Below are 24,971 nucleotides of genomic sequence, written 5' to 3'. Positions count from 1 at the left end.
CAGCGCCCGGGAATGCCGGAGGGAGGCCGGTACCCGACCGGCCTCCCTCCGTGATCCGGTCGGCTCAGCCGGCCAGGTAGGACTCGACGGTGATGTCGCCGTCGATGATCATCTGCCGGAGCTCGTCGAGCTTCGACGACAGGTCGGCCGGAACCGCGTCCTCGAAGTCGTGGAACGGCGCGAGGCCGACGCCCTCGTTCTCGAGCGTGCCGATGAACGGCTCCGCGTCGAACTCGCCGTTGCCGGCGGCGACGATCGCGTCCTCGACGCCCACGTCGATGCCCTTGCGGATCGAGGTGAGGAGCAGGTCGCCGACCGACGGGTCGGTCTCGTACACGTCGGCGTCGACGCCGAGCAGCATGATGTCGCGGCCGGAGTCGCGGATCGCCGCGGCACCCGACTGGTAGATCGGGCCGCCGACGGGCAGGAGCACGTCGATGTTCTGGTCGATGAGGCCCTGCGCGACCTGACGAGCGGTGTCGTTGGCCTCGAAGCCGCCGGTGAACGAGCCGTCCTGCGCCTCGCGGTCCCAGCCGAGCACCTGGACGTCGGCGCCGTTCTCCTCGTTGTAGTACTCGACGCCCTGGGCGAAGCCGTCCATGAAGATCGACACGGTCGGGATGTTGATGCCGCCGTAGGTGCCGACGGCGCCGGTCTCGCTCATGCCGGCCGAGAGGTAGCCGGCGAGGAACGCCGCCTGCGCGGTGTCGAAGATGATCGGCTTGATGTTCTCGGCGTCGGTCGTGCCGTCGAAGTCCTGGTCGACGGTGTCGTCGATCGAGACGTACTCCAGGTCGGGGTTCGCGGTCGCCGACTCGAGGGCGGCCGGCGCGAGCAGGAAGCCGACGGTGACGATCGTGTTGCAGCCCTGGTCGACGAGGCTCTGCAGGTTCGAGGCGTAGTCGGTCTCGGCCGCCGACTCGACGAGCGTCGGCTCGACGCCGAGCTCCTCGGAGGCGCGCTCGAGGCCCTCGCGGCCCAGCTGGTTGAACGACTTGTCGTCGAAGCCACCGGCGTCGGAGACCATGCAGGGCAGGTAGTCGAGCGCCTCGCCGCCGTCGCCTTCGGTCTCCTCGGGAGCCGACGCGCAGCCTGCGAGGAGCGCGACCGCGCCGATGGTCGCGAGGCCGCCGACAGCGGCCTTCTTGAACGTGAACGTCACAGTGTCCTCCAAAAGACAGTGCACCCCGAACGGTCTCGGGGACCGTGAGGTCACGTTACCCAATGTTTCGACCGGCGCCATGGGCCGTCCGACCCGGACCGGGCAAAGGTTATGAAGCCGCGACATTCTGCTCATATGAGCAGGATCCGGGCTCCCCCGAGCAGGGGACACTCAGGGTGCGGAGGGCGACTCCACGACGAGCTCGCCGGCGATGATCGCCTGCCGCAGGCCGTCGATCTCGCCCTGCAGACCGGGCGTCACGAGCGACTCGAGATCGTGGTACGGGGCGATCTCGACGCCGCCGTTCTCGAGCGTGCCCACATAGGGCTCGTTCGTGAACGAGCCGGCCTGCACGGCCTCGACGATGTCGACCATCGCCTGCTGCGTGTTCTTCAGGACGCTCGTGAGCACGACCGGACGGAACTCGGCCGGCAGGGTCTCGTAGCCGTCGCTGTCGACCCAGATCACCGAGACGCCCCCGGCCTCGACCGCCGCGGCCGCAGCCCCCTCGCCGACCTGGCCGGCGACCGGAAGGATGACGTCGGCTCCCTGGCCGATGAAGCCCTCGGCGAGGACCTTCCCCTTGTTGATGTCCTCGAAGTCGCCGGTGAAGGAGCCGTCCTGCTCCTCCTTGCTCCAGCCGAGCGCGCGCACGTCGGCGCCGTGCAGCTCGTTGTACCTCGCGACGCCGTCGACGAAGCCGTCCATGAACAGCGTCACCGGTGGCTGGTTGCCGCCGCCGAACGTGGCGACGACGCCCGTCCGGGAGACGCCGGCGGCGAGGTAGCCGGCGAGGAAGGACGCCTGCGCGGTGTCGAAGACGACCGGCTTGACGTTCTCGGCGTCGACCGTCTCGTCGACGATGGCGAAGGAGACGTCGGGATTCGCCTCGGCTTCGGCGAGGGTCGACTCGGCGAGCTCCCAGCCGACGGTCACGACGAGCCCGCATCCGGAATCGACCGCCTGCCGCACGTTCGGCGCCAGGTCGGTCTCGCTCGTCGACACGAGCGCCTCGGCCTCGACGCCGAGCTCGTCCTCGGCCCGCTGCAGGCCCTCCCAGCTCGACTGGTTGAACGAGCGGTCCTCGAGCCCTCCCGAGTTGGTGACCATGCGGACGCACCCGGCGGCATCCGCGTCGTCCCCGCCCTCGGGCGCTGGCGCACAGCCCGCGAGCAGCAGGGATGCCGCGGCGAGCGCGGTACCGAACGTGACGACCCGTCGCAGCGACATCCGCCCGACCACCCTTCCGTGCCTACAGCACGTCGCTCGATCCGCCGAGGCGCAGCGCGTCCACGACGGCCTTCACCCGTTGCGCGTGCTCGCTCGTGGTCACGAGCAGCGCATCGGGCGTGTCGACGACCACGATGTCCTTCACGCCGATCAGGCTGATCACCCGGTCGGCTCGGCTCACGACGATACCGCTCGAGGCGTCGGAGAGGACACGCGCGTGCTCTCCGAGGATCGCCAGCTCGCCGGAGCGGCCCGCGGTGTTGAGTTTCGCGAGCGAGGCGAAGTCGCCGACGTCGTCCCACTGGAAGTGGGCCCGGACCACGGCGAGCCGACCGCGCTCGGCGGCGGGTTCGGCGATCGAGTAGTCGATCGCGATCTTCTCGAGCCTCGGCCAGATGCGGTCGACGGCGGGACCGCGTGCCTCCGAGTCGTCCCATGCCTCGGCGAGCTCGAGGAGGCCCGCGTGCAGGTCGGGCTTCGTCAGCGCCAGCTCCTCGAGCAGGCGGTCGGCCCGGGCGATGAACATGCCCGCGTTCCAGAGGTGGCGCCCGCCCTCGAGGTACCGGCGCGCCGTCTCGAGATCGGGCTTCTCCACGAAACTCGACACGGCGGTGACCTCACGCGTGCCCGGGATGTCGAGGGCGTCGCCGCACTCGATGTAGCCGAACCCCACGGCGGGCTCGGTCGGCGTGATGCCGATGGTCGTGATGTAGCCCGCGTCCGCGGCGGCCACCGCCGACGTGACGGCGTCGCGGAAGAGCGCCGTCCCCGAGATGACGTGGTCGGCCGCGAACGAGCCGATGATCACATCCGGCTCGCGTCGTTCGAGGATCGCGGCCGCCAGGCCGATGGCCGCGGTCGAGTCGCGCGGCTCGCTCTCGAGGACGACGTTCTCGTCGGAGAGCTCGGGCAGCTGGGCCTCGACGGCCGCGCGATGCGCGCGCCCGGTGACGATCATGATGCGCTGCTCGCCGGAGAGCGGGACGAGCCGGTCCCAGGTGTCGCGGAGCAGCGTCTGCCCCGAGCCGGTGAGGTCGTGCAGGAACTTCGGCGCGTCGGCGCGCGAGAGCGGCCAGAGCCGGGATCCCACACCACCGGCGGGGATGACGCTGTAGAAGCGGTCGAGGGGAGCCTGTCGCATCCGATCAGGATAGCCGCGGGCCGCGAGGGACAGCCGAGGGCCGGAGCCTCGACACCACGGCGACCGGAGCACCTCCGCGGGCGCACTAGACTCGGACGCGGGCCATCGGTCCCGTCATGCCCGCAGACGGGCGACGCACACCGCCAGGAGGGACGTCCATGTCAGCTACGACGACACGGACCCCGATCGCACCCGAGAAGCCGGCGAAGCAGAAGCCGGGCGGCACGCTCTATCGCGGCCGAGAGGGCATGTGGTCGTGGGTGCTGCACCGCATCACCGGGGTGGCGATCTTCTTCTTCCTCCTCGTGCACATCCTCGACACCGCGCTCGTGCGCGTGAGCCCCGAGGCCTACAACGCCGTCATCGGCACGTACCAGACGCCGATCATGGGCCTCGGCGAGGTCGCGCTCGTCGGCGCGATCGTGTTCCACGCGTTCAACGGCCTTCGCGTCATCCTCGTCGACTTCTGGTCGTGGGCGACCCGGAACCAGAAGGTCCTCTTCTACGTCGTGATCGCCCTCTGGGTCGTGACGATGCTCGCCTTCGTGCCCCGGCACCTCATGAACGTCTTCAGCCACTAGGAGCGCAGAGATGACCGTCATCGAATCCCCGCGCACCCCCGCTCGACCCGCCCCCAAGCGCGGCGTCAACCTCGAGAAGTGGGGCTGGATCTACATGCGCGCCTCGGGCGTGGTGCTGATCGTCCTGGTCTTCGGGCACCTCTTCGTCAACCTGATGGTCGGCGAGGGCGTCAAGGCCATCGACTTCGGCTTCGTGGGCGGCAAGTGGGCCGACCCGTTCTGGCAGTGGTGGGACGTGCTGATGCTGTGGCTCGCACTCATCCACGGCGCCAACGGCATGCGGACCATCGTCAACGACTACACGAACCCCGGGGGCGTGCAGCGGATCCTGAAGGGCGCACTGCTCGTCTCGACCGTGGTGCTGCTCGTCCTCGGCACCCTCGTCGTGTTCACCTTCGACCCGTGCCCCGCAGGCTCGCCCGCCGAGCTGCTCCCCTCGTTCTGCCCCGCCGCATAGGAGACACGTGACCAGCGAGAACCACGTCGAGACGACGGTCGTCGACGGCGTCCACCACCACCAGTACGACATCGTGATCGTCGGCGCCGGCGGCGCCGGCATGCGGGCGGCGATCGAGGCCGGACCCGGCGCGAAGACCGCGGTCATCTCGAAGCTGTACCCGACGCGCTCCCACACGGGTGCGGCCCAGGGCGGCATGGCCGCCGCGCTCGCGAACGTCGAGGAGGACAGCTGGGAGTGGCACACCTTCGACACGATCAAGGGCGGCGACTACCTGGTCGACCAGGACGCCGCCGAGATCCTCGCGAAGGAGGCCATCGACGCGGTCATCGACCTCGAGAACATGGGCCTGCCGTTCAACCGGACGCCCGAGGGCAAGATCGACCAGCGGCGGTTCGGCGGCCACACCCGCGACCACGGCAAGGCGCCGGTCCGTCGAGCGTGCTACGCGGCCGACCGCACGGGCCACATGATCCTGCAGACGCTGTTCCAGAACTGCGTCAAGCTCGGCATCGAGTTCTACAACGAGTTCTACGCGCTCGACCTGATCATGACCGAGGTCGACGCCGGCGATGGCACGACCAGCCGGCAGCCGTCGGGCATCGTCGCGTACGAGCTCGCCACGGGCGAGCTCCACGTCTTCCAGGCCAAGGCGGTCGTCTTCGCGACCGGCGGCTTCGGCAAGATCTACAAGACGACCTCGAACGCGCACACCCTCACCGGTGACGGCGTCGGCATCATCTGGCGCAAGGGCCTGCCGCTGGAGGACATGGAGTTCTTCCAGTTCCACCCGACCGGCCTCGCGGGCCTCGGCATCCTCCTCACCGAGGGCGCCCGCGGTGAGGGTGCCATCCTCCGCAACGCCTCGGGCGAGCGGTTCATGGAGCGCTACGCCCCCACCATCAAGGACCTCGCGCCCCGCGACATCGTCGCCCGCTGCATGGTCCAGGAGGTCGCGGAGGGCCGCGGCGCCGGCCCCGACAAGGACTACGTCCTGCTCGACTGCACCCACCTCGGCGCCGAGGTGCTGGAGACCAAGCTCCCCGACATCACCGAGTTCGCGCGCACGTACCTCGGCGTCGACCCGGTGTACGAGCCGGTCCCCGTGATGCCGACCGCGCACTACGCGATGGGCGGAATCCCGACCAACGTGAAGGCCGAGGTGCTGAGCGACAACACCACGGTCGTCCCCGGCCTCTACGCCGCGGGCGAGTGCGCCTGCGTGTCGGTGCACGGCTCGAATCGCCTCGGCACCAACTCGCTGCTCGACATCAACGTCTTCGGCAAGCGCGCCGGCCGCAACGCGGTCGAGTACGTCAACTCGGGCGTCGACTTCACCCCGCTGCCCGAGGATCCGGCCGGCGACATCCGCCGCATGCTCGAGACCCTCCGCGACTCGAACGGCACCGAGCGGATCGCCGCGATCCGCAAGGAACTGCAGGACGAGATGGACAAGGGCGCGCAGGTGTTCCGCACGAGCGAGTCCCTCGACCACGTCGCCGAGGTCATCGCGGGCCTCCGCGACCGATACCGGAACATCGCCGTGCAGGACAAGGGCAAGCGGTTCAACACCGACCTGCTCGAAGCCGTCGAGCTCGGCTTCCTCCTCGACCTCGCCGAGGTCGTCGTGGCCTCCGCCCGCAACCGCGAGGAGAGCCGGGGCGGCCACATGCGCGACGACTTCCCGAACCGCGACGACGAGAGGTTCATGCAGCACACGATGGCCTACCTGTCGGGCGACGCGCACTCGTCGGTCGCGTCCGACCACATCCGGCTCGACTGGAAGCCGGTGACCATCACCCGATACCAGCCGATGGAGAGGAAGTACTGACGTGACGACCGCCACGCTCGAGACGACGTCGACGGATGCCGCGACGAAGTCGTTCACCGTCACGTTCCTGATCCGCCGCTTCGACCCCGACGTCGACACCGAGCCGCGCTGGCAGGACTTCGATGTCGAGATGTACGCGACCGACCGCGTGCTCGACGCGCTGCACAAGATCAAGTGGGAGCAGGACGGCTCGCTGACCTTCCGCCGGTCGTGCGCGCACGGCATCTGCGGGTCCGATGCGATGCGCATCAACGGCCGCAACCGCCTGGCGTGCAAGACGCTCATCAAGGACCTCGACATCTCGAAGCCCATCTACGTCGAGGCGATCAAGGGCCTTCCGCTCGAGAAGGACCTCGTGGTCGACATGGAGCCCTTCTTCGCCAGCTACCGCGAGGTGCAGCCGTTCCTCCAGGCGTCCACCGCTCCCGAGCCCGGCAAGGAGCGCATCCAGGACGTCGCGTCGCGCGCCCGGTTCGACGACACGACCAAGTGCATCCTGTGCGCCGCGTGCACCTCGTCGTGCCCGGTGTTCTGGACCGACGGGCAGTACTTCGGCCCGGCCGCGATCGTGAACGCGCACCGCTTCATCTTCGACTCGCGCGACGACGAGGCGAAGGTGCGCCTCGACATCCTGAACGACAAGGAGGGCGTGTGGCGTTGCCGCACGACCTTCAACTGCACCGACGCGTGCCCCCGCGGCATCGAGGTGACCAAGGCGATCGCCGAGGTCAAGCAGGCCATCCTCCGCGGCACGCCCTGACGCGATCGGGGACCATGACGAGACGGAGGGGCCGGTGCGCGAGCACCGGCCCTCCGTCGTTCCGGGCGGATGCCGCGTGCGCGCCGATCCTCGGCGGCATCCGCTCGCTAGGGTGATCGTGTGAGCGATCGCGGACGGGGACGCGGCGGGGGTTCCGCGCGGCCGGGCGGCGCTGCGCCGGCCGGGCCGGGCTCCGGCACCGCGCCCATGTCCGAGACGTCCGCGAGCGGGGAACCGCCGAACGGGAAGCGGCCGAACGGGAAGCCGAGCGACGGGAGAGCGCCGACCGGGCTGCGGGTCGACGAGGAGCCGGCCCCCGGAGCACCGCCCGCCGGGAAGCCGGCGACCGGCAAGCCGCCGACCGAGCGCGTGCGCGAGCGGTTCGAGGCGGCGAGCGCGCCGATCCTCGAGCGCTTCGACGAGCCCATCACGCGCATGGAACGCCTGACGCAGCGCGTCATGGCCCTCTTCCCCGTGCGCGTCTGGCGCCACTTCCTGCAGCGGAACGGCTTCCTGCTCACGGCGGGCATGAGCTACCAGTCGCTGTTCGCGGTCTTCGCGGCGGTGTACATCGTGTTCGCCGTCGCGGGCATCTGGCTGCTCGGGGACACGGAGACGCTGAACGCGCTCCTGCTGCTCATCAACACCTATGCCCCCGGCCTGGTCGGTCCGAACGGCGTGATCAGCACCGAGGACCTGCAGGAGGCGGCGACGGCGAGCACGAGCCTGTTCGGCTGGACGGGCGCCGTCGCCCTCGGCGGCCTGATCTGGACCGCCATCGGCTGGGTGACGTACGCCCGCATGGCGGTGCGCAGCATCTTCCTGCTGCCCAAGGACGACCGCGCCTACCTCTACCTCAAGGCGCGCGACTTCGCCGCGGCGTTCATGTTCGGCCTTGCCATCCTCATCGCCGCAGTCCTGTCGATCGTCGCCACGGGCTTCCTCGACTGGCTCTTCGGCCTGTTGGGGGTGGACCTCACGGTGGAGTCGCCGGTCGTGCGGGTCGGCCTCCAGTTCGGCGCCATCCTCGTCGTGTTCGTCATCGACACGCTCGCACTCGCGGTCATGTTCCGCTTCCTGTCGGGGGCGGAGATGCCGTGGCGCCGGATGTGGACCGGTTCGCTGCTCGGTTCGGCGGCCCTCAGCGTGCTCCAGCTGCTCGGAGGCTGGGTGCTGTCGTGGGCCGGCAGCAATCCGCTGCTCGCGACCTTCACGGTGATCGTCGCGCTGCTCCTGTGGTTCCGCATCGCGAGCATCATCATCCTGGTCGCCGCCGCGTGGATCGCGGTCGAGGCGTGGGACCGGAACGAGTCGCTCCGCCGCGTGACTGCGGCGGAGCTCGAGGCGGAGCGACGCCAACGCGAGTACGACGCGCTGCTCACGGCCGCGCGCGTGCGCGTCCGTGAGGCGCGGACGGCGGCCGAGACCGCCCGATGGTACGAGCGGGTGCCCGCGGGCCGTCGACTGGCGAAGGCCAGGCGCGACCTCGACGAGCTCGAGGCGTCCGCCCCGCCCCCGCCCCCGCCGGCCAAGCCCAGGTGGCTGAACGGGAACGGCCGTGGGGGTGGCCTCGCCTAGGATCGTAGGCATGCCCTCCGCCTCCCCGCTCCGGATCGTCAGCGCCAACGTGAACGGGGTCAGGGCGGCGTTCCGCCGCGGCATGGGCGACTGGCTCGCCGCGCGCGACGTCGACATCCTCGCGATGCAGGAGGTGCGCGCGTCCACCGACGACCTCGCGGCACTGCTCGGCGACGAGTGGAGCATCCTGCACGACCCCGCGACCGCGAAGGGCCGCGCGGGCGTCGCGATCGCGAGCCGATCGGGTGCGCGCATCCACCGGGTCGAGCTCGGCACCGCCGACCACGACACGGCCGGGCGTTGGCTCGAGGCCGACTACGAGGTGAACGACCGCATCGTCACCGTGGTCAGCTGCTACGTGCCGTCCGGCGAGGCCGAGACGCCGAAGCAGGTCGACAAGTACCGCTTCCTCGATGCGATGAGCGAGCGGATGTCGGAACTCGCGTCGCACGAGCTGGCCGTGGTCGTCGGCGACCTGAACGTGGGCCACCGCACCCTCGACATCAAGAACTGGAAGGGCAACGTGAAGCGCGCCGGGTTCCTGCCCGAGGAGCGCGCGTACTTCGACCGCTTCATGGGCGCCGAGGGCGAGGAGGGCTACAACGCCGGCGCCGGCCTCGGCTGGATCGACCTGGGCCGGCGCTCCGCCGGCGAGGCCCCCGGCCCCTACACGTGGTGGTCGTGGCGCGGGAAGGCGTTCGACAACGACAGCGGATGGCGCATCGACTACCAGCTCGCGACCCCGGCGCTCGCCGACGCGATGGTCTCGTACGCCGTCGATCGCGCCGACGCCTACGACGAGCGATGGTCCGACCACGCTCCCGTCGTCGTCGACTACGCCATCTGAGACCGAAGGACCCCCACACCACGATGAACACCGCACGCCCCGTCGTCTTCTCCGGCATGCAGCCGTCGGGCGACTCGCTCCACCTCGGCAACTACCTCGGCGCCCTGGTGAACTGGGTCGCGCTGCAGGACGACCACGACCCGATCTACTGCGTCGTCGACCTCCACGCGATCACCGTGCAGCAGGAGCCGGCGACGCTCCGCGAGGCCACCCGGCGCACGGCCGCCCAGTACCTCGCCGCTGGGGTCGACCCTGCACGCTCGACGCTGTTCGTGCAGTCGCACGTGCCCGCGCACACCGAGCTCGCGTGGGTGCTCGGCACGCTCACCGGCTTCGGCGAGGCGGGCCGGATGACGCAGTTCAAGGACAAGTCGGCGCGCTACGGCTCGGAGTCCACGACGGTCGGGCTCTTCACCTACCCGGTGCTGATGGCAGCCGACATCCTCCTCTACGGGACGCACCTCGTGCCCGTCGGCGACGACCAGCGCCAGCACCTCGAGCTCACGCGCGACCTCGCCGGGCGTTTCAACTCGCGCTACGGCGACACGTTCGTCGTGCCGGAGGCGATGATCCCGAAGGAGTCGGCCCGCATCTACGACCTCCAGGAGCCGACCGCCAAGATGTCGAAGTCGGCGGCGAGCCCCAACGGACTCATCAACCTCATGGACGATCCGAAGGTGATCGCCAAGCGCATCCGCAGCGCCGTGACCGACACCGAGCGCGACATCCGCTACGACCCGCAGGCGAAGCCCGGCATCGCGAACCTGCTCGACATCTACGCGACCGTGACGGGGCGCTCGATCCCCGCGCTCGAGGCGGAGTACGACGGCAGGGGCTACGGCGACCTGAAGAAGGACCTCGCCGAGGTGGTCGTCGAGCGCGTCGCACCGATCCGCGAGCGCACGCTCGAGCTCATGCAGGACCCGGCCGAGCTCGACCGGTTGCTGGCGATCGGCGCCGAGAAGGCGTCGGAGCGAGCCGAGCGGACGCTCGCGACGGTGTACGACCGGGTCGGGTTCCTGCGCCGCTCGTGACCCCCGCCGAGTCGCACGGCCGACCGCCGCACGGCGCCGATGCGCCTCGCGGCGGTCGGCCGGTCGTGCTGTTCGACCTCGACGACACGCTCATGGCGCACCGGGAGGCCGTCGCGGCGGGCATCGTGCTGCACCTCCGCGAACGCGGGTACCCGGCCGACGAGGGTGCGATGGTCGAGGCGCGGGAACTCTGGCACGAACTCGAGGAGCGCCACTACCACGCGTACCTCGCCGGCGAGCTGACGTTCGAGGAGCAGCGGCGGGCCCGCGCGGCCGAGTTCGCGCTCGCCCACGGCGACGCGCTCGACGGCGACGCCGCGGGTGCGTGGTTCGCCCGCTACTTCGAGCGCTACCGCGAGTCGTGGGCCCTGCACGACGACGTCATGCCCGCATTCGAGGCGCTCGAGTCGGCGCTGCCCGGCGTGCGGTTCGGCATCATCACGAACGGCGAGGCCGACTTCCAGCTCGCCAAGCTCGTGCGGCTCGGGCTCGAGGTCGGGCATCCGGGGCGGATCGAGCACCTCGTGGCATCCGGCGCCGAAGGGGTGACCAAGCCCGACCACCGCATCTTCGAGGTCGCGGTGGCGCGCTTCGCGGCCGACGGTGGCGTCACCCGCGCCGCGTACGTCGGCGACCGGCTGCGCACGGATGCGATCGGCGCGGTCGAGGCGGGCCTGGTCGGCGTGTGGCTCAACCGGTCGGGCGAGCGGCCCGCTGAGCCCGAGGCGACGGATGCCGCAGCGGCGGGCGTGCTCGAGATCCGCACGCTGGCCGAGCTCGCGCCCCTGCTCGCGGGCCGCATGGTGGTCGAGTAGCGCCGCGGGCGCGGAAACGGGCCGGGCGCCTTCCCGCGCGCCCGGCCCGTGTCATCCCGCCCGCCTCAGCGGACGTCGTCGTCGACCCAGTCGAGGGTCTTGGTGACGGCCTTCTTCCAGTTGCGCACGAGGCGCGCCTGCTCGGCGTCGTCCATCGACGGCTCCCAGCGGCGGTCCTCCTGCCAGTTCTCAGCAAGGTCATCCAGATTGCCCCAGAAGCCGACCGCGAGGCCTGCCGCGTAGGCGGCGCCGAGCGCGGTCGTCTCGGCGACGACCGGGCGGACGACGGGCACGCCGAGGATGTCGGCCTGGAACTGCAGCAGCGTGTCGTTGGCCGTCGCGCCGCCGTCGACGCGCAGTTCCGTGAGGTCGATCCCCGCATCGGCGTTCACGGCTTCCACGACGTCGCGCGTCTGGAACGCGATCGCCTCGAGTGCCGCCCGCGCGATGTGCCCCTTGTTCACGTAGCGGGTCAGGCCCACGAGCGCACCGCGTGCGTCCGGACGCCAGTACGGGGCGAAGAGCCCCGAGAAGGCGGGCACGAAGTACGCGCCGCCGTTGTCCTCGACGGTCTTCGCGAGCTCCTCGACCTCGGGGGCCGACGAGATGAGCCCGAGGTTGTCGCGCAGCCACTGCACGAGCGATCCGGTCACCGCGATCGAGCCCTCGAGCGCGTAGTGCACCGGCTGGTCGCCGAGCTTGTAGCCGACGGTCGTGAGCAGCCCGTTCTTCGAGTGGACGATCTCCTCGCCCGTGTTGAAGATGAGGAAGTTGCCCGTGCCGTAGGTGTTCTTCGCCTCGCCGGCGTCGAACGCCGCCTGGCCGAAGGTCGCGGCCTGCTGGTCGCCGAGGATGCCCGCGACGGGGACCTCGCGGAGCAGGCTCGAGGATTCCACCGTGCCGTAGACCTCGGAGGAGGACCGGATCTCGGGCATCATCGAGCGCGGCACGCCGAACGCCTCGAGGATGTCGTCCCGCCAGGAGAGCGACTCGAGGTCCATGAACATCGTGCGGCTCGCATTGGTGACATCCGTCGCGTGCACGCCGCCGTCGACCCCGCCGGTGAGGTTCCAGAGGACCCAGGTGTCGGTGGTGCCGAACATCAGGTCGCCGGCCTCGGCCTTCTCACGCGCGCCGTCGACGTTCTCGAGGATCCACACGATCTTGGTGCCCGAGAAGTAGGTCGCGAGCGGGAGACCGACGTCCTGCTTGAAGCGTTCGACGCCGCCGTCGGCCGCGAGGCGGTCGACGATGGGCTGGGTCCGGGTGTCCTGCCAGACGATCGCGTTGTACACGGGCTCGCCGGTGTTGCGGTCCCAGACCACCGCGGTCTCGCGCTGGTTGGTGATGCCGACCGCGGCGATGTCGTGGCGGGTGAGGTCGGCCTTGCCGAGGGCCTGGCCGATCACCTCGCGGGTGTTGTTCCAGATCTCCTTCGGGTCGTGTTCGACCCAGCCGGCCTTGGGGAAGATCTGCTCGTGCTCGAGCTGCCCGGTCGAGACGATCGAACCGGCCTTGTCGAAGATGATCGCGCGTGACGAGGTCGTGCCCTGGTCGATCGCGAGGATGTAGTCGGCCATCTGAGAACTCCGTTGCTGTCAGTGGGTGATGGGATGAAGGGGGTTCGGGATGCGTCGGCCTCAGCCGAGCACGGGGAGCGCGACGAGCGCGGCCCATCCGGCGAGCACGCCGCCGATGATGGGGCCGACGATCGGGACCCAGGAGTAGGACCAGTCGCTGCCGCCCTTGCCGGCGATCGGGAGGATGGCGTGCGCGATGCGAGGTCCGAGGTCACGGGCCGGGTTGATCGCGTAGCCGGTCGGGCCACCCAGGGAGGCGCCGATCCCGATGACCAGGAGGGCGACGGGCAGGGCGCCGAGCGCCGCGAGACCGGAGGCGTCGCCGTTGCGGCCGAAGCCGATGACGACGAAGACCAGCACGAACGTGCCGATGATCTCGGTCACGAGGTTCCATCCGTACGAGCGGATGGCGGGACCGGTCGAGAACACCGCGAGCTTGGTCGCCGCCTGCGGCTCCTCGTCGAAGTGCTGCTTGTATCCGAGCCAGACGATGATCGCGCCGAGGATCGCGCCGATCAGCTGCGCGGCGATGAACGTCAGGACGCTGACGATCGTGACGGGCACGGTGGTCCCGAACGCCGGGTTGCCGAACTCGGTCGCGCCGTTGGCGACGAGTCCGAGCGTGACGGCCGGGTTGATGTGCGCGCCCGATGCGTAGGCGACGATGACACCGGCGAAGACCGCGAGGCCCCAGCCGATGTTGACCATGAGGAACCCGCCGTTGTAGCCCTTGTTCTTCGCCAGGGCGACGTTCGCGACGACGCCGCAGCCGAGCAGCACGAGCATGGCGGTGCCGACGAGTTCCGAGAGGAACAGCACTCCGAGATTGTCCACGTTGACCTTTCTGGGTAGGACCCGGCGGCCCGGGGGCGGACCGCCGCTCTGGGCCGCGATCGAGCGGCCCCGATGAAACGTACTCGCGGAATCCGCCGGTCAGCGGGCGTTCCGCGTGCACATCCGTGCAGATTCGCGTGCCGCGGGCCGAGGCGAGCCGAGACCGACCGCGCCGCGACCCCGGGCGCGACTCACGCCGTGACGGGCGACTCGAGCGTCACGCCGTGGCGTTCGGCGAGCACGCGGCGTGTCGATTCGACCTCGTCGCGGCGCCGCACGTCCGTCCAGCCGAGCACCTCGCCCACGACGTCGGCGAGCTCGACGAGCAGGCCGGTGGTCACCGCGCCGGTGAACGCGAGGCTCGTGCGGCGGAGCACGACGTCGAGCAGGTGCACGACGCGCTCGTGGGCCGCGAGCCAGGCGATCTCCTCGCGTGAGTAGGCGGGCGCGTCGGCGAGCGGCGTCTCCGTCGCATCCTCGACCGCCTCGATGATCTGCTCGCCGCGCGTGCCGTAGCGCTCGAGCAGCACCTCCGCCCGCTCTCGGCCCACGCCGTCGCCGTGCCCGACGATCCACACCAGGCGCTCGGCATCGGTCACCGGGAAGCCGGCGCCGCCGCCGATCGGCAGGCCCTTCGTCGACCTGGCGCGCTCGCGGCCGAGGAGTCCGAGGACCTCGTCGGAGAGGTGCTCGGCCAGGGCGCGGAACGTCGTCCACTTGCCGCCGACGAGACTCAGCAGGGTCGTGCCGGGGCGCTCCGCGACATCCGCCCGCTCGATGCGGTAGTCACGGCTCACGAAGCCGGGCTGGGTGTCGTCGTGACGCGGCAGTGGCCGTACGCCGGAGAAGCGGAACACGATCTGCGAGCGGTCGACCGCGATGCCCGGGAAGACGTGCGCGACGAGGTCGAAGAAGTAGTCGACCTCCTCCTCGGTGCAGATCGCGGGCTCGCGCATGTCGTGCTCGAGGTCGGTCGTGCCGACCATGACGCGCCCCTTGAGCGGGTAGATGAGCACGATGCGGCCGTCCTCGTGCTCGAAGAAGATCTCGCGCCCGCCGGTGGCGGCGAGCAGTTCGTCGTTCTCGAGCACGATGTGCGAGCCCTTGGTGCCGCCCATGAAGCGCGTGTCGCGGCCGAGCTGTTCGTTGGTGAGGTCGGTCCAGGGGCCGGACGTGTTCACGACGACATCGGCGGCGAGGTCGAACTCCTCGCCAGTGAGCCCGTCGCGGACGCGGACGCCCTCGGCGCCGAGCCCGACGGCCTCGAGCGCGTTCGCCGCTCGGGCGTGCGGACCGGCCGCCAGGCCGTCGAAGAGCACGTCGAGCGCGAGGCGCTCGGGGTCGTGCATGCTCGCGTCGTAGTAGGTCACGGTGTACTTCAGATCGGGGTTCAGTTCCGGCAGTTCGGCGAGCGACTTCCTCGCGCCGAGGAAGCGGTGGCGGGGCACCGAGCCGCCGTCGCGCGAGAACGCGTCGTAGATCGTGAGGCCGGCCTTGATGAGAGCGGCACCGCGCTCGGCGGGCCTGCCCTGCCGGTGCGTGAGGAAGCGCAGCGGCGCCGAGAGGATGCCGGAGAAGGTCGAGAAGATGGGCACGGTCGTTCGCAGGGGCTTCACGTAATGCGGCGCGATCCGAAGGAGGCCGTTGCGCTCCTGGACCGACTCCTGCACGAGCCGGAACTCGCCGTTCTCGAGGTAGCGGATGCCGCCGTGGATCATATGGCTCGAGGCGGCGGAGGCGCCCGAGACGAAGTCGTCGCGCTCGACGAGCACGACGTCGACGCCCTGCAGCGCGAGATCGCGGAAGGTCGCGATGCCGTTGATGCCGCCGCCGATGATGACGACCTCGGCGGTCGGCCGGGCGCGCAGCGCGGCGATCTCGGCACGGGTGCCGGGGGCGGGCATGGGGCGGTTCGTCGTCGGCGACGTGGTGCGCGACATCGCTGTCCTTTCGAGCTGGTCACGCCGGGTTGCGTGGACTGCCCGGCTGTGGATGAATACATCGTGACAGCGATGAACATGCTTGCAAGCCGAATGAACAAACGTGCAGTTGGAGGATCCGATGGTCGTGACGGATGCCGCGGGGCCGAGCGCAGGGCATGAACTGCCGACCGGCAAGACCAGGGACGCGCTGCGCGCGGCCCACCTGTACTACCTGCAGGACCTCACGATGGACGCCATCGCGAAGGAGCTGCACACCTCGCGATCCTCGGTCTCGCGCCTGTTGAGCCACGCCCGCGCGACCGGCCTCGTCGAGATCTCGATCCACTCGCCGCTCGACCTGCCGAGCCGGCTCGAGCAGGAGATCCTCGAGCGCCACGAGGTCGCGGCGCACGTCGTCCCGGTGCCGGACCACGCGAGCGACGTCGACCGGCTCGAGCGCGTCGCCCTCTCCGCTGCACGGATTCTCAGCCGGTTCATCGACTCGAACCAGACGATCGGCGTCGCGTGGGGGTCCACGATGAGCGCGATGAGCCGCCACCTCGCGCCCAAGGCGACGCACAACTCGGAGATCGTGCAGCTGAACGGCGCTGGCAACCTCCGCACCACCGGCATCCTCTACGCCTCGGAGCTGCTGCGGCGCTTCGGCGACGCGTTCGGTGCGCGCGTGCAGCAGTTCCCGGTGCCGGCGTTCTTCGACGATCCCGCGACCAAGCAGGCGTTCTGGCGCGAGCGCAGCACGCGCCGCCTGCTCGACCTGCAGGCGTCGATGGACGTCGCGATCTTCGGCATCGGCTCCCCCTTCGCCGAGGTGCCGAGCCACGTCTACCAGGGCGGCTACCTGGAGCGCGCCGACTACGAGGCGCTCTCGCGCGTCGGCGTCGTCGGCGACGTCGCGACGGTCTTCTACCGGGCGGACGGCACGACCGACGGCATCGAGCTGAATGCGCGGGCGACGGGGCCCGACTTCGCGGTGCTGCGCCGCGCGCCGCGGCGGATCTGCGTCGTCTCGGGGCAGGCGAAGCTGCCCGGACTGACGGGCGCCCTCGCCGCGGGTCTGATCACCGACCTCATCGTCGACGAGGGCACCGCGCGCCGTCTGGTCGAGGATCGTCCCGCCGACGTCGGGCGCTCCACCGGAGGCTGAGCACAACGCGACGGAATCGTGACCCCGTCCGCGCGCTCGTCGCGGTAGGTTGGCCCTCGCGCCCACTCGCGCGGGCGCGCGCGAGAGGACCTGATGCACGACGCCGACCAGCCGACCGTCACTGGAGCGGACGCGCCGGAGCAGACCGCGCCGGACGGAACCGCGCCCGGCGGCGTCGGGTTCGGCGGCTTCCCCGCGGGTGCCGACCGAACGACGCTGGCCGAGCAGCCAGTCGAGTTCGTCATGGTCCCGCCGGAGCCGCGGGCGCCGCGGCGCGACCGGCGCATGGGCGGCGTCGCCGCCGCGGCCGTCGTCGCCGGCGTCGTCGCGGCCTGGGCGGTCGGCCACCAGGTCGTGGCGACCGTGGTCCACGCCGAGGTGTGGCCCGCCTGGGTCGCCGCCGACACCGCCTACGACGAGGCCGCCGCCGACTACCGGGAGACCGCCGAGCGCGCGCAGAGCGCGATCGACCGCGGCGACGCCCTCGTCGCGATCGCCGTGGGCGAGCTCGTCGCGGACGAGGATCGCGCGAACCTGGAGGCGAGCATCTCCGCGGCGGGCGAGGCCATCGCCGATCGCCCGGCGAGCCCGGGCATCGCCGAGCTCGACGCGCCCTCGACGTTCGCGCCCGCATGGGAACGGTACGCCGACGTGGTGGAGATGATCGGCCTCATCCCCTCGCGCGAGGCGGCGTCCGCCCGGTACGAGGCGGCCCGCGATCGCGTCGCCGAGGGCAGCCTCGCGATCGCCGACGCGACCGAGGCCATCGTGGCGGGCGCCGAGGCGCGCACCGCGGCCGCGATCGAGGAGAACCCCTCAGCGACCGTCGCGTCGCGCGTCGCCGTCGAGGACGCCGTCGCGGCGCTGCGGCACTCCCCCGGCGTCTCGTCGGGCGACACCACCCGGTACGCCGATCTCGCCGCCGCGGTCGACGAGCTGCGCGCGTCGCACGCGGCCGAGGAGGCGGAGCGCGTCGAGTTCCCGGTGCGGGCCGAGATCGAGGACTTCGCCCGGTCGGTCGCGTTCGGCGTCCCGTTCGACGTCGAGTGGGCCTACGAGGTCGGCGGCTACGCCAGCGACGGGTACTACTCGGGCACGGCGGAATTCTTCGAGGACGGAGACGGCGAGGGCTGGGGGCTCATCTCCCTGACGCACAGCATCGAGGACGCGTGGTCGTGGGACGAGAACGCGAAGGCCGTCGTCGTGCACGAGGTCGGGCACGTGCAGGTCATGCGCGAGGCCTGCGCGACGATCTTCACGGGGGCCGAGTTCGGCGGCGACCACGAGGTCTGGGCGACGGCGTGGGCCATCGGTATGGGCTACGACCTGCCCGGCGCGGGCATCGAGGCGTACGGTCGACCGACCGACGCCCAGATCGCGGCGGCGAGCGCCTGCCGCTGAGCATCCTCCGTCCCGGCGCCGAGCGAGCGCCGATCCGGCGAGGACCGCCGGCGGACCCGACCTTCGCACCGCCCGTCGCGGCGGCGAGCCCGGGAATACCTGCCGCATCGGGGCGTTGACCTAGAATCGAACACGTAACGTGCTCCGGGGTCGGTGCAAGTCCGAACCGGCGGTGAAAGTCCGCGAGCCGCGAGCGCGTGACCATCCGGTCGCGCGCGGGCGGTTGATCCGGTGGAACTCCGGGACCGACGGTGAAAGTCCGGATGGGAGGCAGCACGTGTCGGCGACGCCATGCGCGTCGTCGACCGGTCCGGCGTTGCCCGGGCGCCCCGGAGCCTGGAAGGCAGGCGACAGGCGATGACCACGGCCACGCGAGCGGCGACGGATGCCGCGACGATGCGTCGGGCGCTGGAGCTCGCGGAGCGCGGTCCGGCGCGGGGCGTGAACCCCCGGGTCGGCTGCGTCATCCTCTCCCCCGACGGCGACGTGCTCGCCGAGGGATGGCACCGCGGCGCGGGCACCGCGCACGCCGAGGTCGACGCGCTGTCGAAGCTCGCCCCCGGCGCCGCGCGCGGCGCCACGGCCGTCGTCACGCTCGAGCCGTGCAACCACGTCGGCCGCACCGGCCCATGCGCGCAGGCGCTCCTCGACGCCGAGGTCGCGCGCGTGGTCTACGCGGTCGACGATCCGGGTCGCCATTCCGCGGGCGGAGCCCGCACGCTGCGCGACGCGGGCGTCGAGGTCGCCGGCGGCGTGCTCGCCGACGAGGTCGAGGCGTTCCTCGAGGACTGGCTCTTCGCCACCCGCGAGCGGCGCCCCCGTGTCACGCTGAAATGGGCCTCGAGTCTCGACGGACGAGTGGCCGCCGCCGATGGGACGAGCCGCTGGATCACCGGCGCCGAGGCGCGGGCCGACGTGCACCGCCGCCGGGCGACCGCGGACGCGATCGCGGTCGGCACGGGCACCGTGCTCGCCGACGACCCGGCGCTCACCGCGCGCGACGACGACGGCGCATTGCTCGACGACCAGCCCGTCCCGGTGGTGTTCGGCCGGCGCGCGATCCCCGCCGACGCGGCGGTCCTGCGCCATCCGCTCGAGCCCGTCGTGCTGGCCGGCACCGCGCTCGCCGACGACCTCGAGGAACTCCAGCGCCGCGGCATCCGCTCGCTGTTCGTCGAGGGAGGTCCGACGCTCGCGAGCGCGTTCCTCGCGGCCGGACTGGCCGACGACCTCCTCGTCTACCTCGCGCCCGCCGTCATCGGCGGCCCGCGCACGGCGATCGGCGACATCGGCGTCGCGACGATCGCCGACACCCGACGCTTCCACATCACCGACCTGGTGCGACTCGGCGAGGACCTCCTCGTCGTCGCGCGGCCCCGTACGGCCGGGCACCGGGAGTCCATCACCCGAGAGAGGGACTGACTGACATGTTCACCGGAATCATCGAGGAGCTCGGCGAAGTGACGCGCGTCGAGCCCGCCGCCGACGTCATGCGCGTGACCGTCCGAGGACCGAAGGTCGTCGAGGGCGTCCGCCACGGCGACTCGATCGCGGTCTCGGGCGTGTGCCTCACCGTCGTCGACGCCGACGCCGAGTCGTTCACGGCCGACGTCATGGCGCAGACCCTGGCGATGTCGACGCTCGACACGGTCGAGGCCGGGCGACGGGTCAACCTCGAGCGCGCGGCGCTCGTCGGCGACCGCCTCGGCGGCCACATCGTGCAGGGGCACGTCGACGGCACCGCCGAGGTGCTCGAGATCGTACCGGGAGACGCCTGGCGCGTCGTGCGGTTCTCGCTCCCGGCGGGCCTCGCCGCCCTCGTGGTCGACAAGGGCTCGATCGCGGTCGACGGCGTCTCGCTCACCGTGAGTGGGCTCGGCGACGAACCCGCGGGGTCGTGGTTCGAGGTGTCGCTCATCCCCGAGACGCTCGCCGCGACGACGCTCGGCGCGCTCGAGCCGGGCGACCGGGTCAACCTGGAGACCGACGTGCTCGCGCGTCACGTGCAGCGGATGCTGCGCCTCGACGCGCACCACGCCCTGCCCTCGTCGCTCGCCGAGCCGAGCGGTCCGGGCTTCGAGGTGCGCGCCGACGAGCCCGCCTCCTCCACGATCGGAGGCGGCCGATGAGCCTCGCCACGATCCCCGACGTGCTCGACGCGCTGCGCGCGGGCAAGCCCGTCATCGTCGCCGACGACGAGGCCCGCGAGAACGAGGGCGACGCCATCATGGCCGCCGAGTTCGCGACGCGCGAATGGATCGCGTGGATGGTGCGCAACACGAGCGGCTACCTCTGCGCGCCCATGCCGAACGCGTTCGCCGATCGGCTCGGGCTCCCGCTCATGGTCGAGCGCAACGAGGACGCGCGCGGCACGGCGTACACGATCTCGGTGGACGCCTCCGACCGCACCTCGACGGGCATCTCGGCGTCGGATCGCGCGCACACGCTGCGCGTGCTCGCCGACCCCGAGTCGACGCCCGACCGCCTGATCCGCCCCGGGCACATCCTGCCGCTCCGCGCGGTGGACGGCGGCGTGCGCGAGCGCGCGGGCCACACCGAGGCCGCGGTCGACCTCATGCGCCTCGCCGGGCTCTCACCGGTCGGCGTCATCGGCGAGCTCGTCGCCGATGACGGCGAGATGATGCGCCTGCCAGGGCTCATCGAGCTCGGCGAACGGGAGGGGCTGCCGGTGACGACCGTCGCGGCGCTCATCGACTGGCTCCGCGAGCAGCACGGCGGGCAGGATCTCGCGGCAGGCGAGACGCCCGCGCCGATCGACGAGTCGCCGCGGGTGCAGTTCGAGGTCGAGACGAACCTGCCGACCATGCACGGCACCTTCCGCGTCCGCGCCTACCGCGACCGCAACACCGGCGCCGACCACCTCGCGATCATCGCCGGCGACCCCGCGTCCGACCCCGCCGGCGCGATCGCGCGCGTGCACTCGGAGTGCCTGACCGGCGAGGCGATCGGTTCGCTGAAGTGCGAGTGCGGGCCGCAGCTCGACACCGCGCTCTCGACGATCGCCGAGCACGGCGGCGTCGTGGTGTACCTCCGCGGACACGAGGGACGCGGCATCGGCCTCATCAACAAGCTCCGCGCCTACCGCCTCCAGGAGGGCGGCCTCGACACGCTCGACGCGAACCTCGCACTCGGCCTGCCGATCGACGCGCGCGACTACTCGGCGGCGAGCGCCATCCTCGACGACCTCGGCGTCGACCGGGTGCGGTTGCTCACCAACAACCCCGAGAAGGTGCACCAGCTCGAGGCCCACGGCATCCGCATCGCGGACCGCCTCCCGCTCGTGGTCGGCGTCGGTTCGGTCAACGCGGGCTACCTCGAGACCAAGCGCACCCGCATGGGGCACTCCATCGACGACCAGCAGCTGATCGAGGCTGCGGACGAACTCCTGAAGGGACACGCATCATGAGCGGAGCAGGATCACCCGATCTCGACGTCGACGGCGAAGGCCTCACGGTCGTCATCGTCGCGGGCAGCTGGCACGACGAGATCACCGACGGGCTCATCGCCGGCGCGACGCGCACGCTCGAGTCGGCGGGCGCGTCGTACGAGCTCGTCCGCGTGCCGGGCAGCTTCGAGCTGCCCGTGGCGTCGAAGGCCGCCCTCGAGGCGGGCGCCGACGCGGTCGTGGCGCTCGGCGTCATCATCCGCGGCGGCACCCCGCACTTCGAGTACGTCTCGTCGGCCGCGACCGACGGGCTCACGCGCGTCGCGCTCGACACGGGCAAGCCAGTCGGCTTCGGCGTGCTGACCCTCGACGACGAGCAGCAGGGCCTCGACCGGGCCGGCCTGCCGGGCTCGAAGGAGGATAAGGGCCGCGAGGCGGCCGAGGCCGCGATCGCGACCGCGAACATCCTGCGAGCGCTGCGCGGCTGAGCCCGGCCATCCCGCTCACGCCGCCGGGCGCGAGCCTCGGCGTCGGCGGGCGCCGAACCATCCGGTCGCCCGACCCCAGGCCCACCATGCGGCGAGGCCCACGGCGAACGACGCGACGATCGCGAGGGGCGGCGAAACCTCCTCGATGGGCGGGTACACCTGCCAGTGGGTGAGGTAGACGAACATCGAGGCGGATGCCACGGTGCCGAGCGTTCCCGCGAGGAACGCCGGGACCGGCAGGCTCGTCGCCCAGGTCAGCAGGGCGAGCCCGGCGATCACGATCCACTCCCGGACCGGATCGCCGAAGAAGCCCGGCACGGTCACGAGCACGATCGCGCTCGCGGCCAGCCGCCGCGGCAGTGTGGTGGACCGGGCGACGACCCACCCGAGCGCGACGAGCCACACGATGGCCGGCAGCGCGTAGCGCAGGGGCGACGACGGAGCGATGCCGCCGGACACGACGTAGCGCACCGCGAGGGCGATGCCGAGCACGACCAGCGCGAAGGCGTACGGGAAGCGCCGCTCGACACGCAGGACGCCCGGGATCGCGAAGAGGGTGGCGAGGCCCACGATCGACCAGACGAGCGCCTCGAGGAACCAGAACTGCCACTGCTCGGTCCACGCCGTGGCGCCGGGGACGAGCCAGTTCGACAGCAGCACGGTCGCGGGGTCGTAGGTGCGGGCGATGAGCGCGACGCCGCCGATCCACAGCACGGCGGGAACGGCGATCAGGGTCGCGCTGCGGAGCAGGCCCCGGACGCGGCGCCGCCGGTCGGATCGCTCGGGCCGTCCGGCCACCGTCGTCGCGGGACCGGTCAGGCGGAAGCGCGCGAGGTTGAACCCCGCGACCGCCAGCAGGAGATGCGCCCCGCCCTTCAGCTGCACGACATCGGCGTGCGTGGCGACGATGAGCACGATCGCGACCGCACGCAGGACGACCGACGTCTCGAGTCGGGCGATGCGGCGTCGCGGGCGCGACGCGACCTCCGCCGGGTCCGGGCCCGGCGTGGCGGTCGTCGGCGCCACGGGCGCCGGGGACTCGGGTACCGCACCGGGCAGGGTGGCAGCCGCGCTCAGCGCCCGGATGCTCCGGCTCGGCCAGTCGGCCGGGAGGGCGCCGATCCGCTCCTCGAGGCGCAGCGCGAGCTCGACGTAGTTCAGCGAGTCTCCGTCGAGCGAGGCGAAGCTGTCGTCCGCCGTCGCGTCGGGCCGGCCGAGGAGTCCGGCGTACAGGTCGCGAAGGGCGTCGACGGATGCGGCGGAGCGAACCGACGCGTCGGCGTCGACGTCGGAGGAGCCGGATGCGTCCGTGCCGGCCGCACCCGTCGCCGAGCGCGCGCCCGCGGCATCCGTCGCCGCAAGCAGAGCCGCATGCGCGCGCAGCGCCGCGTGGTCGGGCTTGCCGTTCGCGGTGCGGGGGAACTGGGCGATCGCGTGCACGTCGAAGGCATGGGCCGGCAGGCCCGCGTGCCGCGCGACGGACGCGCGCGCGGCATCGGCGAACCGATCGTGCGTCGCGAACACGACGAGCCGCTCGCCGTGCGCGACCGCGCGCGCCTCGAGGCCGTCGTCGGCGAGCAGCCGCTCGATCCGGTCGAGGTCGAGCCGCAGCCCGTAGCTCTTCACGAACCGGCTGAGCCGTCCGGTGATCTCCATGAGCCCGTCGGCACGCCGTCGGGCGAGGTCGCCGGTGCGCAGTTCGACGAGCTCGGGTCCGCGCGCGAGGTCGGCCGGGGTCTCGGCGTAGCCCATCATCACGTTCGGGCCCGAGTAGACGAGCTCGCCCTCGCCGGGCGCGGCGCCGCCGACGGAGTCGTCGATGCGGAACGACCCGCCGGGGATCGGCACGCCGATCGCACCCGCGGCCGACTCGGCGAGCGCGGGCGGCAGGTAGGCCATGCGCGCCGTCGCCTCGGTCTGGCCGTACATCACGAAGAGGTCGAACCCGCGGGCGCTGCCGAGCTGCGCGAGTGCGCGGACCCGCTCGGGCGCCAGGCGGCCGCCGGCCTGCGTCACGTACCGGAGGTCGGGCAGGTCGCGCTCGGCGAAGTCGGTCGTCTCGAGGAGCTCGAAGGTGAACGGGACGCCCGCGAACGACGTCGCGCCGAGCGATGCGAAGTCGCCCCAGAACGCCGGCTCGACGACCGACCGGTCAGTGAGGAGCAGGCTGGCCCCCGCCACGAGGTGGCTGTTCACCACCGAGAGCCCGTAGCAGTAGCCGAGGGGCAGTGTCGTCGCGGCGCGATCGTCGGGCGTGAGCCCGAGGTACTCGGCGATGCTCCGCGCGTTCGCGGTCACGTTCGTGCGCGACAGCCGCACGAGCTTCGGCGAACCGGTCGATCCGGAGGTGCTCGCGAGCAGCGCGAGCTCGGGATGCAGGGCGTGCGGCGCGCCCGCGGAGACATCCGTCAGCTCGAACCCGGAGCCGTCGGCGCGCACGACGATGTCGGGGGCGTACCGGCCGGCGAGGGCGTCGAGCGCAGCGCCGTCGATGCCCGCGGGGAGCAACAGCACCGGGTGCCCGGCGACGAGTGCGGCGAGGTAGGTCACGACGGCGTCGACGGTGTTCGCACCCGCGAGGAAGACCAGTCGGCGGCCCTCGCCGAGTGCGCTGCGGCGATCCTCGATCCGGTCCCGGAGCTCCCGGTAGTCCACGATCGAGGCGGGCGTCACGAGCGCCGGCGCCGACGGGTCGCCGCCGAGCAGGTCGAGCGAGGGCTCGGTCCTGGTCAGCAGCAT

At 71.6% G+C, this 24,971-nt stretch carries 21 protein-coding genes and 1 riboswitch; of the genes, 14 read left to right on the top strand and 7 right to left on the bottom strand.

Annotation, left to right across the window (positions count from 1 at the left end):
- Positions 1-64: 64 nt before the first annotated feature.
- The 3 genes from ACULK2_RS06025 to ACULK2_RS06015 all read right to left on the bottom strand — a co-directional run bounded on the left by ACULK2_RS06025 (position 65) and on the right by ACULK2_RS06015 (position 3,533).
- Positions 65-1,162: a BMP family lipoprotein gene (locus ACULK2_RS06025; protein WP_445969429.1), complete on the bottom strand. Its 1,098-nt coding sequence runs from the start codon at positions 1,160-1,162 to the stop codon at positions 65-67.
- Between the two features lie 171 nt (positions 1,163-1,333).
- Positions 1,334-2,392, bottom strand: coding sequence for a BMP family lipoprotein (locus tag ACULK2_RS06020; protein ID WP_445969430.1), 1,059 nt, complete (start codon positions 2,390-2,392; stop codon positions 1,334-1,336).
- A gap of 22 nt (positions 2,393-2,414) precedes the next feature.
- Positions 2,415-3,533 (bottom strand): mannose-1-phosphate guanylyltransferase, encoded by a 1,119-nt coding sequence (locus ACULK2_RS06015; protein ID WP_445969431.1) that lies wholly within the window; start codon positions 3,531-3,533, stop codon positions 2,415-2,417.
- A gap of 158 nt (positions 3,534-3,691) precedes the next feature.
- Between ACULK2_RS06015 and sdhC the strand changes: the two genes are divergently transcribed.
- The 8 genes from sdhC to ACULK2_RS05975 all read left to right on the top strand — a co-directional run bounded on the left by sdhC (position 3,692) and on the right by ACULK2_RS05975 (position 11,436).
- Positions 3,692-4,114, top strand: coding sequence for a succinate dehydrogenase, cytochrome b556 subunit (sdhC, locus tag ACULK2_RS06010; RefSeq protein WP_445969432.1), 423 nt, complete (start codon positions 3,692-3,694; stop codon positions 4,112-4,114).
- A 10-nt stretch (positions 4,115-4,124) separates the two neighbouring features.
- Positions 4,125-4,571, top strand: coding sequence for a succinate dehydrogenase hydrophobic membrane anchor subunit (locus ACULK2_RS06005; RefSeq protein ID WP_445969433.1), 447 nt, complete (start codon positions 4,125-4,127; stop codon positions 4,569-4,571).
- A gap of 7 nt (positions 4,572-4,578) precedes the next feature.
- Positions 4,579-6,402 (top strand): succinate dehydrogenase flavoprotein subunit, encoded by a 1,824-nt coding sequence (sdhA, locus tag ACULK2_RS06000; RefSeq protein ID WP_445969434.1) that lies wholly within the window; start codon positions 4,579-4,581, stop codon positions 6,400-6,402.
- A gap of 1 nt (position 6,403) precedes the next feature.
- Positions 6,404-7,162 (top strand): succinate dehydrogenase iron-sulfur subunit, encoded by a 759-nt coding sequence (locus ACULK2_RS05995; RefSeq protein ID WP_445969435.1) that lies wholly within the window; start codon positions 6,404-6,406, stop codon positions 7,160-7,162.
- A 207-nt stretch (positions 7,163-7,369) separates the two neighbouring features.
- Positions 7,370-8,740 (top strand): YihY/virulence factor BrkB family protein, encoded by a 1,371-nt coding sequence (locus tag ACULK2_RS05990; protein WP_445969436.1) that lies wholly within the window; start codon positions 7,370-7,372, stop codon positions 8,738-8,740.
- A gap of 10 nt (positions 8,741-8,750) precedes the next feature.
- Positions 8,751-9,587, top strand: a complete 837-nt coding sequence (locus tag ACULK2_RS05985) for an exodeoxyribonuclease III (protein ID WP_445969437.1) — start codon at positions 8,751-8,753, stop codon at positions 9,585-9,587.
- 23 nt (positions 9,588-9,610) lie between these two features.
- Complete coding sequence (gene trpS / locus ACULK2_RS05980; protein WP_445969438.1) at positions 9,611-10,621, top strand: tryptophan--tRNA ligase; 1,011 nt, start codon at positions 9,611-9,613, stop codon at positions 10,619-10,621.
- Positions 10,618-11,436 (top strand): HAD family hydrolase, encoded by an 819-nt coding sequence (locus tag ACULK2_RS05975; protein ID WP_445969439.1) that lies wholly within the window; start codon positions 10,618-10,620, stop codon positions 11,434-11,436. Before trpS ends, ACULK2_RS05975 begins: the two co-directional genes overlap by 4 nt.
- Positions 11,437-11,501: 65 nt before the next feature.
- Here the strand turns inward: ACULK2_RS05975 and glpK are convergent, their stop codons facing one another.
- The 3 genes from glpK to ACULK2_RS05960 form a co-directional block, all read right to left on the bottom strand.
- Positions 11,502-13,016 (bottom strand): glycerol kinase GlpK, encoded by a 1,515-nt coding sequence (gene glpK / locus ACULK2_RS05970; RefSeq protein ID WP_501044974.1) that lies wholly within the window; start codon positions 13,014-13,016, stop codon positions 11,502-11,504.
- A gap of 60 nt (positions 13,017-13,076) precedes the next feature.
- Positions 13,077-13,802: an aquaporin gene (locus ACULK2_RS05965; protein ID WP_501044990.1), complete on the bottom strand. Its 726-nt coding sequence runs from the start codon at positions 13,800-13,802 to the stop codon at positions 13,077-13,079.
- A gap of 239 nt (positions 13,803-14,041) precedes the next feature.
- Positions 14,042-15,790 carry a glycerol-3-phosphate dehydrogenase/oxidase gene (locus ACULK2_RS05960; protein ID WP_445970332.1) on the bottom strand — a complete coding sequence of 583 codons (1,749 nt, stop codon included), beginning with the start codon at positions 15,788-15,790 and terminating at the stop codon, positions 14,042-14,044.
- Positions 15,791-15,911: 121 nt separating this feature from the next.
- Between ACULK2_RS05960 and ACULK2_RS05955 the strand changes: the two genes are divergently transcribed.
- The 6 genes from ACULK2_RS05955 (at position 15,912) to ribH (ending at position 22,232) form a co-directional block, all read left to right on the top strand.
- Entirely contained in the window at positions 15,912-16,937 is a 1,026-nt protein-coding gene (locus ACULK2_RS05955) for a sugar-binding transcriptional regulator (RefSeq protein ID WP_445970334.1), read from the top strand.
- Between the two features lie 93 nt (positions 16,938-17,030).
- A complete protein-coding gene (locus ACULK2_RS05950) occupies positions 17,031-18,338 on the top strand; it encodes a hypothetical protein (protein ID WP_445970331.1) in 1,308 nt (435 codons plus the stop codon).
- Between the two features lie 135 nt (positions 18,339-18,473).
- Positions 18,474-18,619: riboswitch (FMN riboswitch) on the top strand.
- A gap of 76 nt (positions 18,620-18,695) precedes the next feature.
- Positions 18,696-19,760 (top strand): bifunctional diaminohydroxyphosphoribosylaminopyrimidine deaminase/5-amino-6-(5-phosphoribosylamino)uracil reductase RibD, encoded by a 1,065-nt coding sequence (ribD, locus tag ACULK2_RS05945; RefSeq protein ID WP_445970330.1) that lies wholly within the window; start codon positions 18,696-18,698, stop codon positions 19,758-19,760.
- A 5-nt stretch (positions 19,761-19,765) separates the two neighbouring features.
- Positions 19,766-20,467 carry a riboflavin synthase gene (locus ACULK2_RS05940; RefSeq protein ID WP_445970329.1) on the top strand — a complete coding sequence of 234 codons (702 nt, stop codon included), beginning with the start codon at positions 19,766-19,768 and terminating at the stop codon, positions 20,465-20,467.
- Positions 20,464-21,765, top strand: a complete 1,302-nt coding sequence (gene ribA, locus ACULK2_RS05935; protein WP_445970328.1) for a GTP cyclohydrolase II — start codon at positions 20,464-20,466, stop codon at positions 21,763-21,765. Before ACULK2_RS05940 ends, ribA begins: the two co-directional genes overlap by 4 nt.
- The gene (ribH, locus tag ACULK2_RS05930) at positions 21,762-22,232 is read left to right on the top strand and encodes a 6,7-dimethyl-8-ribityllumazine synthase (RefSeq protein WP_445970327.1); all 471 of its coding nucleotides are present in this window, start codon (positions 21,762-21,764) and stop codon (positions 22,230-22,232) included. The genes ribA and ribH overlap by 4 nt, the downstream gene beginning before the upstream one ends.
- Before the next feature lie 15 nt (positions 22,233-22,247).
- Here the strand turns inward: ribH and ACULK2_RS05925 are convergent, their stop codons facing one another.
- Positions 22,248-24,971 carry an AMP-binding protein gene (locus ACULK2_RS05925; RefSeq protein WP_501044973.1) on the bottom strand — a complete coding sequence of 908 codons (2,724 nt, stop codon included), beginning with the start codon at positions 24,969-24,971 and terminating at the stop codon, positions 22,248-22,250.

Source organism: Agromyces molybdatiresistens (assembly GCF_052748445.2).
Note: the sequence above shows the minus strand (reverse complement) of the source record. Positions and strands in the feature narration are given on the sequence as shown.

Coding starts and splice junctions, on each gene's coding strand:
- ACULK2_RS06020 (WP_445969430.1), bottom strand. CDS start 2,392: ATGTCGCTGCGACGGGTCGTCACGTTCGGTACCGCGCTCGCCGCGGCA.
- ACULK2_RS06015 (WP_445969431.1), bottom strand. CDS start 3,533: ATGCGACAGGCTCCCCTCGACCGCTTCTACAGCGTCATCCCCGCCGGT.
- sdhC (WP_445969432.1), top strand. CDS start 3,692: ATGTCAGCTACGACGACACGGACCCCGATCGCACCCGAGAAGCCGGCG.
- ACULK2_RS06005 (WP_445969433.1), top strand. CDS start 4,125: ATGACCGTCATCGAATCCCCGCGCACCCCCGCTCGACCCGCCCCCAAG.
- ACULK2_RS05990 (WP_445969436.1), top strand. CDS start 7,370: ATGTCCGAGACGTCCGCGAGCGGGGAACCGCCGAACGGGAAGCGGCCG.
- ACULK2_RS05985 (WP_445969437.1), top strand. CDS start 8,751: ATGCCCTCCGCCTCCCCGCTCCGGATCGTCAGCGCCAACGTGAACGGG.
- trpS (WP_445969438.1), top strand. CDS start 9,611: ATGAACACCGCACGCCCCGTCGTCTTCTCCGGCATGCAGCCGTCGGGC.
- glpK (WP_501044974.1), bottom strand. CDS start 13,016: ATGGCCGACTACATCCTCGCGATCGACCAGGGCACGACCTCGTCACGC.
- ACULK2_RS05965 (WP_501044990.1), bottom strand. CDS start 13,802: ATGCTCGTGCTGCTCGGCTGCGGCGTCGTCGCGAACGTCGCCCTGGCG.
- ACULK2_RS05960 (WP_445970332.1), bottom strand. CDS start 15,790: ATGTCGCGCACCACGTCGCCGACGACGAACCGCCCCATGCCCGCCCCC.
- ACULK2_RS05955 (WP_445970334.1), top strand. CDS start 15,912: ATGGTCGTGACGGATGCCGCGGGGCCGAGCGCAGGGCATGAACTGCCG.
- ACULK2_RS05950 (WP_445970331.1), top strand. CDS start 17,031: ATGCACGACGCCGACCAGCCGACCGTCACTGGAGCGGACGCGCCGGAG.
- ribD (WP_445970330.1), top strand. CDS start 18,696: ATGACCACGGCCACGCGAGCGGCGACGGATGCCGCGACGATGCGTCGG.
- ACULK2_RS05940 (WP_445970329.1), top strand. CDS start 19,766: ATGTTCACCGGAATCATCGAGGAGCTCGGCGAAGTGACGCGCGTCGAG.
- ribA (WP_445970328.1), top strand. CDS start 20,464: ATGAGCCTCGCCACGATCCCCGACGTGCTCGACGCGCTGCGCGCGGGC.
- ribH (WP_445970327.1), top strand. CDS start 21,762: ATGAGCGGAGCAGGATCACCCGATCTCGACGTCGACGGCGAAGGCCTC.
- ACULK2_RS05925 (WP_501044973.1), bottom strand. CDS start 24,971: ATGCTGCTGACCAGGACCGAGCCCTCGCTCGACCTGCTCGGCGGCGAC.